Origin of the sequence: Halosimplex amylolyticum, from assembly GCF_051414035.1 — an archaeon.
In the GTDB taxonomy this organism is placed as follows: domain Archaea; phylum Halobacteriota; class Halobacteria; order Halobacteriales; family Haloarculaceae; genus Halosimplex; species Halosimplex amylolyticum.
The window spans coordinates 25,432-39,700 of sequence record NZ_JBLKNW010000007.1 but is presented as its reverse complement, the minus strand read 5'-3'; the positions used below and the strand labels follow the sequence as shown (position 1 = coordinate 39,700).

The 14,269-nt window shown below is 67.7% G+C and carries 13 protein-coding genes; 10 read left to right on the top strand and 3 right to left on the bottom strand.

The annotated features are described in order from the left end of the window. Positions 1-7 precede the first annotated feature (7 nt). Entirely contained in the window at positions 8-958 is a 951-nt protein-coding gene (locus ACMGFE_RS21285) for a winged helix-turn-helix domain-containing protein (protein WP_436927306.1), read from the bottom strand. 108 nt (positions 959-1,066) lie between these two features. Between ACMGFE_RS21285 and ACMGFE_RS21280 the strand changes: the two genes are divergently transcribed. From ACMGFE_RS21280 to ACMGFE_RS21265, 4 genes are all read left to right on the top strand, one after another. Continuing rightward, positions 1,067-2,188, top strand: coding sequence for an ABC transporter ATP-binding protein (locus tag ACMGFE_RS21280; RefSeq protein WP_436927305.1), 1,122 nt, complete (start codon positions 1,067-1,069; stop codon positions 2,186-2,188). Next, complete coding sequence (locus ACMGFE_RS21275; protein ID WP_436927304.1) at positions 2,185-3,021, top strand: ABC transporter permease; 837 nt, start codon at positions 2,185-2,187, stop codon at positions 3,019-3,021. The genes ACMGFE_RS21280 and ACMGFE_RS21275 overlap by 4 nt, the downstream gene beginning before the upstream one ends. Before the next feature lie 408 nt (positions 3,022-3,429). After that, on the top strand, positions 3,430-4,404 hold the full coding sequence (locus tag ACMGFE_RS21270; protein ID WP_436927303.1) for a hypothetical protein: 975 nt from the start codon (positions 3,430-3,432) through the stop codon (positions 4,402-4,404). Positions 4,405-4,650: 246 nt separating this feature from the next. After that, positions 4,651-6,351 (top strand): acyl-CoA mutase large subunit family protein, encoded by a 1,701-nt coding sequence (locus ACMGFE_RS21265; RefSeq protein ID WP_436927302.1) that lies wholly within the window; start codon positions 4,651-4,653, stop codon positions 6,349-6,351. 9 nt (positions 6,352-6,360) lie between these two features. On the opposite strand, the gene ACMGFE_RS21260 is transcribed toward ACMGFE_RS21265, so the two are convergent. After that, positions 6,361-7,218, bottom strand: coding sequence for an ABC transporter permease subunit (locus ACMGFE_RS21260; protein ID WP_436927301.1), 858 nt, complete (start codon positions 7,216-7,218; stop codon positions 6,361-6,363). Then, positions 7,215-8,177: an ABC transporter ATP-binding protein gene (locus tag ACMGFE_RS21255; protein ID WP_436927300.1), complete on the bottom strand. Its 963-nt coding sequence runs from the start codon at positions 8,175-8,177 to the stop codon at positions 7,215-7,217. Before ACMGFE_RS21255 ends, ACMGFE_RS21260 begins: the two co-directional genes overlap by 4 nt. Positions 8,178-8,407: 230 nt before the next feature. On the opposite strand from ACMGFE_RS21255, the gene ACMGFE_RS21250 reads away from it, so the two are divergent. From ACMGFE_RS21250 to ACMGFE_RS21225, 6 genes are all read left to right on the top strand, one after another. After that, complete coding sequence (locus ACMGFE_RS21250) at positions 8,408-9,817, top strand: substrate-binding protein (protein ID WP_436927299.1); 1,410 nt, start codon at positions 8,408-8,410, stop codon at positions 9,815-9,817. Positions 9,818-9,947: 130 nt separating this feature from the next. Then, a complete protein-coding gene (locus ACMGFE_RS21245; protein WP_436927298.1) occupies positions 9,948-10,937 on the top strand; it encodes a branched-chain amino acid ABC transporter permease in 990 nt (329 codons plus the stop codon). Continuing rightward, positions 10,934-12,064 carry a branched-chain amino acid ABC transporter permease gene (locus ACMGFE_RS21240; protein WP_436927297.1) on the top strand — a complete coding sequence of 377 codons (1,131 nt, stop codon included), beginning with the start codon at positions 10,934-10,936 and terminating at the stop codon, positions 12,062-12,064. Before ACMGFE_RS21245 ends, ACMGFE_RS21240 begins: the two co-directional genes overlap by 4 nt. Beyond that, a complete protein-coding gene (locus tag ACMGFE_RS21235; protein WP_436927296.1) occupies positions 12,061-12,822 on the top strand; it encodes an ABC transporter ATP-binding protein in 762 nt (253 codons plus the stop codon). Before ACMGFE_RS21240 ends, ACMGFE_RS21235 begins: the two co-directional genes overlap by 4 nt. After that, entirely contained in the window at positions 12,819-13,562 is a 744-nt protein-coding gene (locus tag ACMGFE_RS21230) for an ABC transporter ATP-binding protein (protein WP_436927295.1), read from the top strand. Before ACMGFE_RS21235 ends, ACMGFE_RS21230 begins: the two co-directional genes overlap by 4 nt. A 22-nt stretch (positions 13,563-13,584) precedes the next feature. Then, the gene (locus tag ACMGFE_RS21225) at positions 13,585-14,265 is read left to right on the top strand and encodes a thioredoxin family protein (protein ID WP_436927294.1); all 681 of its coding nucleotides are present in this window, start codon (positions 13,585-13,587) and stop codon (positions 14,263-14,265) included. The last annotated feature ends 4 nt before the right edge of the window (positions 14,266-14,269 follow it).

The following is a 14,269-nucleotide window of genomic DNA, read 5'->3' as shown; positions in this document are numbered from 1 at the left end:
AACTCCCTTACTCGCGCTCGCATTCGACGACGTTCGTCTCCTCGTCGAGCCACAGCGACAGGCGGTCCCCGTCCAGACGCACGTCGATGCGAACGCGGACGGGATCCTCGGATTCGAGGGCGCCACGATCGAGGTGACAGAACGGCAGCGTGACGTAGGGCCGACCGCGGATCGGCTCGTCGTGGTGTCGGTAGAATGCCACGACAGCAGGGTGTTCGACGACGCACGCGCCCGGCGGGAGGTCGAACGAGATCCCACATTGGTCGCAATCGAACGTCGCGAGCAGGATGTCTTCGGGGAGGTCGACGTCTATCTGCGACGACAGCGACGCGTCCGTCCCGGGGAGTTGACCCTCTATCGGCCCCCAGCAGTTCGGGCAGACGCCCGCCCGGGCCCGCTGGACCTGCTGACGCATCTCCAGCATGGTGATCGCGACCAGTTCGTCCGCCGTGTGGTGATCGGCCGCGACGGGCGGGAGCGCCGTCCCGTTGAACACGTGGTGGGCCGGACAGCGAAGTCGGAAGTACTGGTCCTCGTAGACGGCGACGAGCGGGCGGTCGCAGTCGGGGTACGGACAGTCGTAGTCGACGTTCTCGCGCATCGGGTCTCCCGGGCCGGTGTACCGCCCCGACTCGACCGCACCGACCAGTTGCATGCCGCGATTGCGCAGGTGGTACTCGTCGCCGTCCTTGACGACGAGCGGCCCGCAGAGCTTCTCGAGGTGGTAGCTGAAGTTGCCGGCGTCTTCGACGCCCACAGCGCGGCGCAACTCGGCGAACGTCGCACCCGCCCACTGCCAGTTCGACTGGCGCTCCGCGGCGAGTTCCCGAACGATCGCCAGCCGCGTCTCGTCGGCGAGTAACTCGAACACCGACGTCGGGTCCGCGTCTTCGGCCGTCGTCTGCCCGTCACCACCGTCGCCGTTACCCACTCCACGGGATCCACCGCGCTCGACCATGCGATCCGTTGCCCGGCCGCCGGAAAAACGGTTGCGTCCTGTCAGATGCAGAACTGAACGGCCGTACAGGAAATGGTTATGGGCTGACACCGACTACGCCGAACTACGATGACCACGGCACCCGAACAGGTCCCCGACGAGGTGGCGACGGTCGACGAGCGTGGTGGACCGGCGCCGAGCGACGAGGGAGCGGCCCTCTCGATCCGGAACCTGACGAAGACCTTCGGCGAGGGCGAGGAGGCTGTCCGGGCGGTGGACGGCGTGGATCTCGACGTCCGGCCCGGAACGGTCGTCGGCGTGCTCGGCCCCAACGGCGCTGGCAAGACGACCCTCATCAAGTCCGTTCTCGGGCTGGTGATCGCCGACGAGGGCGACGTTCGCGTCGCCGGCGTCGACGTCTACGGCGACCCGCGGGCGGCCTACGCCCGCGTCGGCGCGATGCTGGAAGGCGCTCGAAACGTCTACTGGAAGCTCACCGTCCGCGAGAACCTGGAGTTCTTCGCGGCCGTCGGCGGCGAGTCCCCCGGCGCGCTCCGCGAGCGCCACGACGCCCTCCTCGAACAGCTCTCGCTCGCCGAGAAAGCCGACGAGCCGGTCAACGACCTCTCGCGGGGCCAGAAGCAGAAAGTGTCACTCGCCTGCGCGCTCGCCCGCGACGTGGAAGTCGCGTTCCTCGACGAGCCGACGCTCGGCCTCGACGTGGAGTCCTCGGTCGAACTCCGGCGGGAGATCCGCCGGCTGGCCGACCAGGAGGACATGACCATCGTCCTCTCCAGCCACGACATGGACGTCGTCCAGGACGTCTGCGACCGCGTCGTCATCATGAACGGTGGCGAAGTCATCGCCGACGACGCCGTCGCCGACCTGATCGACGTGTTCCGCACGTTCGCCTACCGCGTGGTCGTCGGCGCAGCGGGCGAGCGAGAGGCGGGGGCGACCGACGGCGAGACCGACGACAGCGGGAACGCGGTCGACGACGAGACGCGCGACCGCCTCCGGGAAGCCTACGGCGTCGAGGGGTTCGAGCCCCGCGGCGACCGGACGGCGTTCGACGTGGCGCTGGGCGACCCGGAACGGTTCTACGACCTCATGGACGACCTGCGGGACGCGGACCTGACGGTCCACGAGGTCGAATCGATCGACCCCGACCTCGAAGACGTCTTCCTCGAACTGACCAACGGGCACGGTTCGACCCCGCCGGGCCGGGCAAACGGAAGTGATCGGCGATGAGCGCCGAGACCGCTCCCGCAGAGCGCGGCGCGACAGACAGTCGAGAGCGCGAGCGAGCCACCGGGAGCTACGGGACGCTGCTGTGGGCGCTCGCGAAGAAGCGGGCGCTGTTGCTCTACCGCTACCCGGTGAACACGCTGTCGGGGCTCGCGATGACGTTCCTGTTCTTCGGGATGATCTTCTTCGGTGGACAGGCGCTGTCCAGTCGGGCGCTCACCGACAGCCTCGGCGGGATCATCGTCGGCTACTTCCTCTGGAGCATGGCGATGACCGCGTTCTCGGGCCTCGCGTGGAGCGTCACGCGCGAGTCTCAGTGGGGGACGCTCGAACAGCTGTACATGTCCCCGTTCGGCTACGGCCGGGTGATGCTCGGCCACATCGCGGTTCGCGTCGTCGAGAGCTTCGGCTGGGGCGCGGCCACGCTCGCCTTCATGCTCGCGCTGACGGGCGAGTCGTTGCACCTCCCCGTCGAGACCATCGTGGTCGTCACCGTCCTCGCCATCGCGCCAGCGATCGGGATGGGGTTTTTCTTCGGCGGCCTGGCGCTGCTGTTCAAGCGCGTCGAGAACGTGTTCAACATCCTCCAGTTCGTCTTCCTCGGACTGATCGCCTCGCCCACGCTGGACGTGTTCTGGGTTCGCCTGCTCCCCATCTCCCAGGGGAGCTACCTCCTCGCGACGTCGATGCAGCGGGGACTCCACCTCTGGGAGTTGCCGCCCGCAGAGGTCGCATTGCTCGTCGGCACCGCGATCGTCTACTTCGGGGTCGGCTACGGGGCCTTCCAGTGGATGGGCACCCGCGCCCGCCAGCAGGGACTGATGGGACACTACTGAGAGCCGTCGTCGGTTCGACTGGCCCCTTCGACGCTCGCGCGGCCGGTAATCACAGGTTACGGGCGGGTTCGTCCCACCGAGACGGGGCGTCCCGTGTCGAGTCCGGCCGGATCTCCGGCGCCTGGCAGGTATTCATCCGTGAGTATCCGGTAGTGAATCGCACGCACTGGTCCAGAGAACCGCAGGAACCCCTTTCAGGATATCCCTGTCTTACCCGGGTATGATGCGTCCTACCGCCCGGACCCGGACCGATTCGCACGGGCGTTTTCCATCGATCGAACCGACCACCTCGCCGACTCCCTCGACCATCACGAGCGGCTCCGCCCCGCGTTCGTTCCACCGCGGAGGGCGAGGCCGGTATCGGGACGTTACCGACGGTCGAGCGACCGTTGACGGGGGCCTGTGACGATGTCGACGCAAGGCGTCCAGTCGGAGCCCGAGTCGGTCGATCACCTCCGGCAGATACGGCAGGTGACGCTCCCCGAGCGCGTGGAACGGCTGGCCGACGCGTACGACGCCCACTTCGAGGAGCGCGACCGGTTCCTCTGGCAGTGGATCTACTCGCTGTTTCCCTCCTTTACGCTCTCGTCGGTCGCCGAGGAACACGCGGCGCACGTCCGCGAGCAGAAGACGATCCTCACGATGTACGTCACGGTGCTGGACGACCTGGTCGAACACCGCGGCGACCGCCGGACGTTCCGGGAGGCCTGCCGCCTGCCATGTGACGTCGTCGACGCCGACCCCGGGCGGGCCGCCGTCGACACCGAGACGTTCGCGTTCGTCGAGCGCCTGTGGACCGAGTTCGCGGACGGACTCGCGGACGCGCCCCGCCGCGAGGAGTTCGCGGACATCTTCGCCTACGACTTCAGCCAGACCGCGGACGCGATGGAGTACAGCGCGCTCCTCAGCGACAACCCCAGCATGGCGAACCTGACCGGCGCGACCCAGTACGACTCGCACAACATGGTAATGTTCCCCTACGCGGACGTCGACCTGATGTACTCGCCGGGGTTCGACCAGCGCGATCTGGGCACGCTGCGGAACACCCTCTGGGACCTCCAGGAGATGGCCCGCATCGGCAACTGGCTCACCACCTGGGAGCGCGAGGTCGTCGAGGGCGACTACTCGGCCGGGATCGTCGTCGCCGCCATCGAGGAGGGCGTCGTCTCTCCCACCGAGGTCGCGGCGACCGACGAACGGGAGGCCGTCGTCGAGGCGATCCGGGAAAGCGGCATGGATAGACGGTTCCGCCGACGCTGGCAGCGAATCTACGAAGACGTGCGTGCGCGCCACGCGACGGCCGACAGCGTCGACCTGGCGACGCTCGTGACCGGCATGGAGACCGTCTTCGAGTACCACCTCGCCACCGAGGGACTGAAGTGACGGCCCCCCGGGCTCCCCTCCGCTGGCGCTCCTCCGCTACCGCCATCGCACTCCCCCGCTGACGAGATCGCCCCACACCGCTTGCGTAATCCCCACCCGCTGGCGCCCCGCCGCTCGCACGCTGGCGCCCCTCCGTTCCCCACTGACGCGGCCCGTCCCACCCACTGACGCCGCTCCCATGCACGCTGTCGCCGCCCTCCTCGGCCCGCCCGAACTCTTATGCGCGCTCCGGCAATATTTGCGCCCATGTTCGACGACGAGGACCTCGCCGAGATCCGCGAGGCCCGCGAGGAGTGGGAGTCGGAGACGCTCGACCCCGTCCTCGACGGCTACGGCGAACGCAAAGCGGACTTCGCGACGGTCTCGAACCACGAGGTAGACCGGCTCTACACGCCAGAGGACGTCGCCGACGTCGACTACGACGAGGACCTGGGTTTCCCGGGCGAACCGCCCTACACCCGCGGGGTCTACCCGACCATGTACCGCGGGCGGACCTGGACGATGCGACAGTTCGCCGGGTTCGGGACGCCGCGGGAGACAAACGAGCGGTTCCACTACCTCATCGACGAGGGCCAGACCGGCCTCTCGACGGCCTTCGACATGCCGTCGCTGATGGGGCTGGACTCGGACGACCCGATGAGCGACGGCGAAGTCGGCCGCGAGGGCGTCGCCGTCGACACCCTGCGCGACATGGAGATCATCTTCGACGGCATCGACGTGAGCGAGGTGTCGACCTCCTTCACCATCAACCCGAGCGCACCGGTGGTCTACGCGATGTACGTCGCCATCGCCGACCAGCAGGACGTCCCCCGCGAGGAGATCCGGGGCACCCTCCAGAACGACATGCTGAAAGAGTTCATCGCGCAGAAGGAGTGGGTGGTGCCGCCCCGGCCGTCACTGGATCTCGTCGTCGACACCGTCGAGTTCGCCGTCGACCAGACGCCGAAGTTCAAACCCATCTCCATCTCGGGCTATCACATCCGCGAGGCCGGGTCGACGGCCGTCCAGGAACTCGCCTTCACCCTCGCCGACGGGCTGGCCTACGTCGAGGCCTGCGAGGAGCGCGGCCTCGACGTCGACGAGTTCGGGCCCCAGCTCTCCTTCTTCTTCAACTCCCACAACTCCATCTTCGAGGAGGTCGCGAAGTTCCGGGCCGGGCGGCGCATCTGGGCGACGCTCATGGACGAGTGGTACGACGCCAGCGAGGACGCCCAGGCGATGAAGTTCCACACCCAGACCGCCGGCCAGTCGCTGACCGCCCAGCAACCCCTGAACAACGTCGTCCGGGTGACCATCCAGGCGCTCGCGGGCGTGCTCGGCGGCACCCAGAGCCTCCACACCAACAGCTTCGACGAGGCGCTCGCCCTCCCGAGCGAGGAAGCGGTCCGCGTGGCCCTGCGGACCCAGCAGATCATCGCCGAGGAGTCGGGCGCCGCTGACATCGTCGACCCGCTGGGCGGGAGTTTCGCCGTCGAGGCGCTCACCGACGAGGTCGAGGCCGAGGCGATGGCGTACATCGAGACCATCCGGGAGATGGGCGACGGGTCGATGACCGAGGGCGTCCTGACGGGCATCGACGAGGGCTACTTCCACCGGGAGATCCAGGACGCCGCCTACGAGTACCAGCAGCGCGTCGAGGACGGCGACGAAGTGGTCGTCGGCGTCAACGCCTACACCGTCGCGGAGGACACCGAACCCGACCTCCTCCGAGTCGACGACGAGGTCCAGGAGACCCAGCTCTCGCGACTCGACGACGTGAAGGCCGAGCGGGACGACGAGGCCGTCGAATCGGCGCTCGCCGCCCTGGAGGAGGCGATCGACGCCGACGAGAACGTGATGCCGTACGTCGTCGACGCCGTCAAGGCGTACGCGACGATGGGCGAGATAATGAACCTGTTCGAGTCGCGATACGGCACCTACCGGGAACGGATCGGGATGGCCGACTGACCCGGGTCGCTACAGCACGTCCTTGTTCCTGAAGACGAGATAGCCCACGAGAGGGACGACTGCGAGCCAGACGAGCAGCGCGGCGACGGCGTACCACTCGGAGACGGCGAGGGAGTCGGCTTCCAGGCCCCGGGGGTTCGTCAGCAGCGGGAACGTGCTGTCCTCGTTGAACAACACGTTCACCAGCTCGAGGTAGGCGTTCATCGGGTTGAATCGCCCGAGGTAGAAGTACCACTCCGGATAGGGGCGGATGCCCACCTCGCCTTCCGGCCGGGTCAGCCACAGCCCGGCCCACTGCATCACGGGCCAGACCCCGCGGAAGAGCACGTAGGCGCTGATGATCCCGGTGGTCACCTGCGTCTCCGAGTCGAGGACGGCCGAGGTCGCGAGGCCGATGCCGACGAAGACGACCCCGAACGCGAGCGTCGCCAGCGTGAACAGGAGGAAGCTCAGGACGTCGGGCTGGCGCAGGACGCCGAAACCGACCCCCGCCACGACGACGAACCCGATCGCCGTCGAAGCGACGAACAGCACCGACCGGCTGAGGTACTTGCCGACGTAGGCCTCCAGACGCGAGTTGGGAAAGCCGAGCAGGAACCGGACCGATCCGGTCTCGCGCTCCTGGATTATCGCGCCGTAGCTCCCCAGCATCGCGACGAAGGGGAGGATGATCGAGGCGATGCTCCCGATCAGGAGCATGATCGAGTCGAACGGCGGCGCCTCGTTCCCGGGGTTCGAGTAGTGCGCGAGCGCGACCAGGATCGCGATCCCGGCCGTGAACGCGAACGTGGTCACGGCGACGCCCTGCCCGAGTCGGGACCGCCGCACGCCCAGCAGGTCGTCGTCCATGACAGTCTTCCAGGTCATCGCTCGACCCCCGATGTCGCTTCGACGCCGTCGGTCCGCCGCCGCCCGTTCTGCGTCCCGAGCGTCGCGACTTCGAATATCTCCTCCAGCGACGGGTCCTCCGTCGTGAAGTCGGCGAAGCCGACGCCCGCGCGCTCGATGGCGTTGAGAGCCCGGAGCTTGGCGTCGCCCCCGCGTGCGCGGACGAGGATCTGGTTGTCCGTCGCCTCGACCTCCTCGACGCCACTGATCCCGCGCAGATCGGCCAATAGTGAGGAGGGGGCGGCGCGTTCGACAGTGACAGTGATCGTGGCGGCGTCGAGTTGCGCCCGGAGGTCCGTGACGCTCCCCTCGGTGACCATCTCGCCGTCCTTGAGGATGCCGACCCGGTCGCAGACGGCCTCGACCTGGTCGATGAGGTGCGAGGAGAAAAAGACCGTCGCGCCGCGGCGGTTCTCCTCGCGGATCACCTCGCGCAGTTCGCGGGTGCCGTTGGGATCCAGGCCCGTCGACGGCTCGTCCAGCACGAGCAGGTCGGGGCCGCCGACCAGCGCCATGCCGATCGCCATGCGCTGGCGCATCCCCTTCGAGAGGCCGCCCGCCGTTCGGTCGGCGGCCTCGGGGATGCCGACGCGTTCGAGGACCGCCGTCGGGTCGTCGTCGGCGCCCTTCGCGCGGATCGCCCGTTCGACGTGTTCGCGGGCGGTGATCCGTTCGTAGACGCCGTAGCCTTCGAGGAGCGCGCCGGTCCGCTCGCGGACCCGCTTGCTCTCGGACCGGACGTCGTGGCCGAACACGCGAGCGGATCCGGCGGTCGGCTGCGTGAACCCGAGCAGGACGTTGATCGTCGTCGACTTCCCCGCGCCGTTCGGACCGAGGAAGCCGAATATCTCGCCTTCGGGCACCGAAAACGACAGGTCGTCGAGCGCTGTCACGTCGCGAAACCGTTTCGTGAGGTTCGAGATCTCGATCGCTGGCATCGGTTGGAGGGCAGAACGGGAACTCGACCGTCCTTGGTCAGACGCTCCGGCGGGGTGGTGATAAACCTGTCGCCCATCTTTCAGGGACGGACGGGCGCGGCGTTCGACGCGAACCCGGGCGGTACGGGCAGTGATGACGGAGCTACCGGACAGCGGACCGGCAGCCGTGTGCGTATCACTTTTTATAATTATGCACAACTATTATGATGGTGTCTGTCACCTGTGACTGTATGTCACGGGACGACAACTCGGTGTCGCGGCGTCGGCTACTGAAACACTCGGGCGCAGCGGGCGCCGTGGGACTGGCAGGACTCGCCGGTTGTACCGACGAAGGTGGCGACGGCGGCGACGGTGGCGACGGTGGTGATGGTGGCGACGGCGGCGACGGTGGTGACGGCGGTGACGGCGGCGACTACCCGTCGCTGGGTAACTACCCGATCGAGGGGGACACGGCGACCTTCGGGTTCAACGTGCCCCAGTCCGGGCCGTACTCCTCGGAGGGCGAGGACGAACTGCGTGCGTACGAGCTCGCCGTCAAGCACCTCAACAACGGGGGCGGGTGGGTCGACGAGTGGGACGACCTCTCCGGCGACGGCGTGCTCGGGTACGAGATCGACTACGTCGAGGGTGACACGGCGACGGACGCGTCGACCGCCGACGAGTCGGCGTCGCGGATGGTCCAGCGCGACGGAGTCATCATGTTCTCCGGTGGGTCCTCGAGCGCGGTCGCCATCGCCCAGCAGGGGGTGGCCCAGCGCGAGAAGGTCATGTTCATGAACTGCCTGACCCACTCGAACGACACCACCGGGAAGGACTGTGTTCGCTACGGCTTCCGGGAGATGTTCAACGCCTACATGACCGGACAGGCGCTCACGCCGGTCGTCACCGACGAGTACGGCGACGACCTCGAGTTCTACCAGCTGTACGCCGACTACTCCTGGGGACAGACCCAGCAGGCGTCGATGAAAAAGTTCTTCGAGGAAGCCGGCTGGAGCCAGGTCGACAGCGTGGCGACGCCGCTGGACACGAGCGACTTCTCGTCGTACCTCTCGGAGGCCCAGAGCTCCGGCGCGGACGCCCTCTTCCTCAACCACTACGGGCTCGACGGGGCGAACTCGCTGACGGACGCCATCGACGCGGGCATCGACGAGGACATGGAGATCGTGATGCCGCTGTACAACCGGCCGATGGCCGAGGCCGCGAGCGGGGCCATCGACGGGATCTACGGAACCATCGCCTGGGACTCCCAGATCGACAACGGCCCATCGAACTCCTTCGCCGAGGTGTTCGGCGAGGAGTACGACGGCCGCAGCCCGTCCGGACCGGCCCAGCTGGCCTACGCACAGACGCTCCAGTACGCGGCGGCCGCCGAACGCGCGGGGACGTTCTACCCGCCGGAGGTCATCCGTGAACTCGAAGGGTACGAGTACGACAACATCGGGATGGGCGAAGAGACGATGCGCGCGTGCGACCACCAGGCCCAGCGGGCGATCCCCGTCGTCCGGGGACTCCCCGAGTCGGATCAGCAGGGAGGCAACTACTTCGAGATCGTCAACATCACCTCTCGGGAAGACGTCGGCTACGCCTGCGACGAGGGGCCGGCCGCGGAATGCGAACTCGGCGACTACGGGGACGAGTAGGGACTCGGTTTCTCACAGGCACTAACAACTGTATACATGATTTCCAGACGACACGTACCATGAATGGCATTCACACCCGGACGGCTGACGACCGCGTCGGTCGCCACCGGAGACGGGGGGTGAGGTCGCAGTGAGCTTCGTCGGCGAACTCATCGTCTTGCTCGTCAACGGCCTCCAGACCGGAGCGATCTACGTACTGCTGGCGATCGGGCTCTCGATCATCCTCGGGACGCTCAAGTTCGTCAACTTCGCCCACGGCGCGCTCTACGTGATCGGCGCGTACGTAGGGCTGGTGATCACCCAGGAGATCTCGATCTCCAACGGGCGACTCGCCGAGTGGGGATTCCCGACGCTCGGGCTCGAGTGGGGCTTTTTCGCCGCGCTCGTCATCGTCCCGATGCTGGTGTTCGTCGTCGGGCTCGCGATGGAGCGGTTCGTCGCCCGCCCGTTCTACGACCGCCCCGACACCGACCAGATCCTGGTCACCTTCGGCCTCGCGATCGTCGTCCAGGAGCTGATCCACGCGCTGATCGGTCCCCGGACCTACAACTACGACATCCCGAGCGAGGTCGCCGGGGGCATCCCGCTGTCGGGGCCCGTCGGCGTCCCGCTCTCGGCCGTGACCATCGACGTCTGGCGCGTCTGGGTGATCGCGATCACGGCGGCGCTCGTCATCGCCGTCTACGCCATCGTCGAGTACACCGACTTCGGCCTGGTCGTCAAGGCCGGGACGCGCGACCCCGAGATGGTCCGGCTGCTCGGGATCCGGATCACCCGCCCGTACCTCGTGATGTTCGGCATCGGCGCCGCGCTCGCGGGGATCGCGGGCGTCGTCGGCGGCCCGCTGCAGAACATCAACCCCGAGATCGGGATGACCATCCTCGTCCCCGCGTTCCTGACCGTCGTCATCGGCGGCGTCGGCTCGGTCCGCGGCGCGGTGCTGGGCGGGACGCTCATCGGGATGGTGCAGGTGACGCTCATCTCGCTCGGGACCCAGTCGCTGGGCGGCTTCAGCGTCAACTTCACGCCGTGGGCGCAGGTCGGCATCTACGTGCTGGCGGTCGTCGTCCTGCTCACGCGGCCACAGGGACTGCTCGGGTCCGAGGAGGTGAGCACATGAGCGACGAGGTCCAGCCCTCGGGCGAGACGAGCGAGAGCGGCGAGGTCGCCGACGGCACGCCGTCGCTCTACGAGCGCTGGCGGGCCGTTCGCGACCGCGAGCTAACGATCGCCGTCCTCACGCTCGTCGGTGTCCTGCTGGCCCCGTTCGTGCTCGTGACGCTCCCGGAACAGCTGGGGATCCCGCGCGGGTACGTCTGGTACCGGAGCCTCGTCACGCTCACGCTCATCTGGGCGATCTTCGCCATCGGCTACGACCTGATACTCGGGTTCACCGGCCTCCTCTCGTTCGGACACGCGATGTTCTGGGGGACGGCGGCCTACGCGGCCGGTATCTTCAGCGCGAACGTGACCGGAAGTCCGATCGCGATGATCCTCGTGGGGACGACCACGGCGGTCCTGCTCGCGTGGGTGATCGGGTGGATCTCCCTGCGCCGCGGCGGCATCTACTTCGCGATCCTCACGCTCGCGTTCGGCCAGATGATCTACTACATCGCCCTCTCGCCGCTCGGGTGGCTGACCGGCGGCGAGAACGGCTTCAACGCGGTCGAGGTCGACCCGCTGCTGGGCTTTCTCGACCTCGGCGCGGGCGTCGCGCTCGTGCCGGACGCGATCATCGAGACGTGGATGTACGTGCTGGTCGGGGCCGCGACGGTCCTGGCCGTCGTCGTCGGCAACCGCATCCTCAACTCACCGTACGGCGCCGTCCTCCGCGCTATCCGCGAGAACGAGCAGCGCGCGGAGTTCGTCGGCCTCAACGTCTGGCGCTACAAGCTGATGGCGTTCGTCCTCTCGGGGGCGTTCGCCGGCGTCGCGGGCAGCCTCTACGTCATCCAGCGCTCGTTCGTCCCGATCGAGAACACCCTCAACTGGACGGTCAGCGGCGACATCGTCGTCATCACCGTCCTCGGTGGCGTCGGGTCCCTGTTCGGCCCGATCTTCGGCGCGGGTCTCTACATGTACGTCGCCAACATCGTCAGCGGGATGGAGGCCATCGGGCCCTTCTGGCACCTGATCCTGGGGCTCGTCTTCATCGCCGTCGTCGTCCTCATGCCGAACGGCATCTGGGGCGGCGTCGAGTGGGTCCGCGACCGCGTCGGCCGCAGCCTCGGAGGTGACGACCGATGACCGCGATCCTGGAGACGGACGACCTCGTCAAGGAGTTCGGCGGGCTCGTCGCCACGGACCACGTGAACCTGACGATCGAGGAGGGCGAACTGCTCTCGCTCATCGGTCCCAACGGCGCCGGGAAGTCGACGCTGATCAACCTCATCACCCGGATGCTCGAGGAGACCGAGGGCGACATCCGCTTCGACGGCGAGTCGATCACCGACCTGGATCCCCACGAGGTGGTACAGCGGGGCATCGGGAAGTCGTTCCAGACGGCCTCGATCTTCCCCGAACTCAGCGTCGAGGAGAACGCCAACATCGCATCTCTGGGCGCCGAACACGGCTCGTTCCGCTTCAACTTCCTGAAACACCGGAACAGCTACCCGGCGGTCGAGCGGCGGACGCTCGACACGCTCGAAGCGGTCGGCCTGCTCGACCAGAAGGACGCCAGCGCGGCCGACCTCCCCTACGGCGACAAGCGCCGCCTGGAGATCGGGATCGCGCTGGCGAGCGAACCGGCGTTGCTCCTCATGGACGAGCCGACCGCCGGCATGTCACCGGAGGAGACTCAGGCGACGGTCGAACTCATCAAGGACTTGCAGGAGGAGATGGACCTGACCATCCTGCTGGTCGAACACGACATGGAGATCGTCTTCAGCGTCTCAGACCGCATCGCCGTCCTCAACCGCGGCAGCATCATCGCAGAGGGCACCCCGGACGAGGTCCAGGGCGACCCGAGCGTCCAGGAAGCCTACCTGGGAGGTGTCGAACTGTGAGCCTGCTCGAACTCGACGACGTCGACAGCTACTACGGCCAGAGCCACATCCTCCGCGACGTGTCGATGCGCGTCGAGGAGGGCGAGATCTGCGCGCTGCTCGGGCGCAACGGCGCCGGCAAGACGACGACGCTGCGCAGCATCGCCGGCGCGCGACCCCCGGACGTCCGGAGCGGCCGGATCACCTACAAGGGTCACGACATCACGGACATGGAGACCGAGGACATCTCGGTGCTGGGCATCTCCCACGTGCCCGAGGAGCGCCGGGTGTTCGGCAACCTCACGGTCGAAGAGAACCTCCACCTGGCGGACGTGGTGCAAAACCGCTCGAACACCTGGGGCCGCGACCTGGAGTTCGAACACGAGGGTCAGTCGATCGAGCAGATCCTCGACGACTTCCCTCGGCTGGCAGAGCGACAGAACCAGCTCGCCGGGACGCTCTCGGGCGGCGAGCAGCAGATGCTCGCCATCGCGCGGGCGCTCAAACAGAGCACCGACCTGCTGATGCTCGACGAGCCCTACGAGGGGCTCGCACCGCAGATCATCCAGACGGTCGAAGGCGCGGTCGAGCGGATCCGCGAGCAGGGGACGACGGTCCTGCTGGTCGAACAGAACGCCGTCGCGGCGATGAAGATCGCCGACCGGTGTTACGTCGTCGACCAGGGGAGCGTCGTCTTCGAAGGGTCGGCCGACGAACTGCAAGCCGACGACGAGACGCGCGAGCGCTACCTCGGCGTCTGAACACACAGCTATGTCACAAACGATGGACGAACGGACGGTCGACACACACATCGACGCCCTCGTCGACGAGGGCGTCCTCGACTACGACGAGGCGAGCGACGAGGTGTGGACCACCGACGACTTCGAGCAGAACCGGCACGTCTACTACGACACGTACCTCGACGTGGACGAGGAGGAGTTTCACCGCTCGGTCGCCGACGCGTTCGACCTCCCCTCGACGGAGGCCGCCGCCGACCGGGTCGACCGCCTCGACGTCAGCCGCGAGGAGTTCGCGACGTACCTCACGCTGTACGCGCGCCTCGACGGGTACGACACCGGCGAACTCGCGGAGATGGCCGGCATCGTCGTCGAGGTCGGCCCCGACTCGCCCGTCCCCGACGCGGTGGCGGAACTCGACGACGACAGCTACGCCGACTTCCTCGCCGAACACGACCGCGCGGTCGTCACGGTGTGGAAACGCGGCTGCGCCCCCTGTGAGGGGATGAAGAGCGACCTCGACGAGATCCTGGCGGCGTTCCCCGACGACGCCGCGGTCGGCGGCCTCGACGGCGAGCAGTGTCCGGACTTCAGCCGGACCCACGAGGTCAACGCGGCCCCGGCCGTCGTCTTCTTCGCCGACGGCGACCGCCTCGACGTCGTGACCGGCCGGACGAGCCCCGACCCGCTCGCCGAGCGCGTCGCCGACCTGTACGGCGACGACTGATCCG

Coding starts and splice junctions, on each gene's coding strand:
- ACMGFE_RS21235 (WP_436927296.1), top strand. CDS start 12,061: ATGACCGCGATCCTGGAGACGGACGACCTCGTCAAGGAGTTCGGCGGG.
- ACMGFE_RS21280 (WP_436927305.1), top strand. CDS start 1,067: ATGACCACGGCACCCGAACAGGTCCCCGACGAGGTGGCGACGGTCGAC.
- ACMGFE_RS21250 (WP_436927299.1), top strand. CDS start 8,408: ATGTCACGGGACGACAACTCGGTGTCGCGGCGTCGGCTACTGAAACAC.
- ACMGFE_RS21240 (WP_436927297.1), top strand. CDS start 10,934: ATGAGCGACGAGGTCCAGCCCTCGGGCGAGACGAGCGAGAGCGGCGAG.
- ACMGFE_RS21255 (WP_436927300.1), bottom strand. CDS start 8,177: ATGCCAGCGATCGAGATCTCGAACCTCACGAAACGGTTTCGCGACGTG.
- ACMGFE_RS21275 (WP_436927304.1), top strand. CDS start 2,185: ATGAGCGCCGAGACCGCTCCCGCAGAGCGCGGCGCGACAGACAGTCGA.
- ACMGFE_RS21260 (WP_436927301.1), bottom strand. CDS start 7,218: ATGACCTGGAAGACTGTCATGGACGACGACCTGCTGGGCGTGCGGCGG.
- ACMGFE_RS21225 (WP_436927294.1), top strand. CDS start 13,585: ATGGACGAACGGACGGTCGACACACACATCGACGCCCTCGTCGACGAG.
- ACMGFE_RS21285 (WP_436927306.1), bottom strand. CDS start 958: ATGGTCGAGCGCGGTGGATCCCGTGGAGTGGGTAACGGCGACGGTGGT.
- ACMGFE_RS21265 (WP_436927302.1), top strand. CDS start 4,651: ATGTTCGACGACGAGGACCTCGCCGAGATCCGCGAGGCCCGCGAGGAG.
- ACMGFE_RS21270 (WP_436927303.1), top strand. CDS start 3,430: ATGTCGACGCAAGGCGTCCAGTCGGAGCCCGAGTCGGTCGATCACCTC.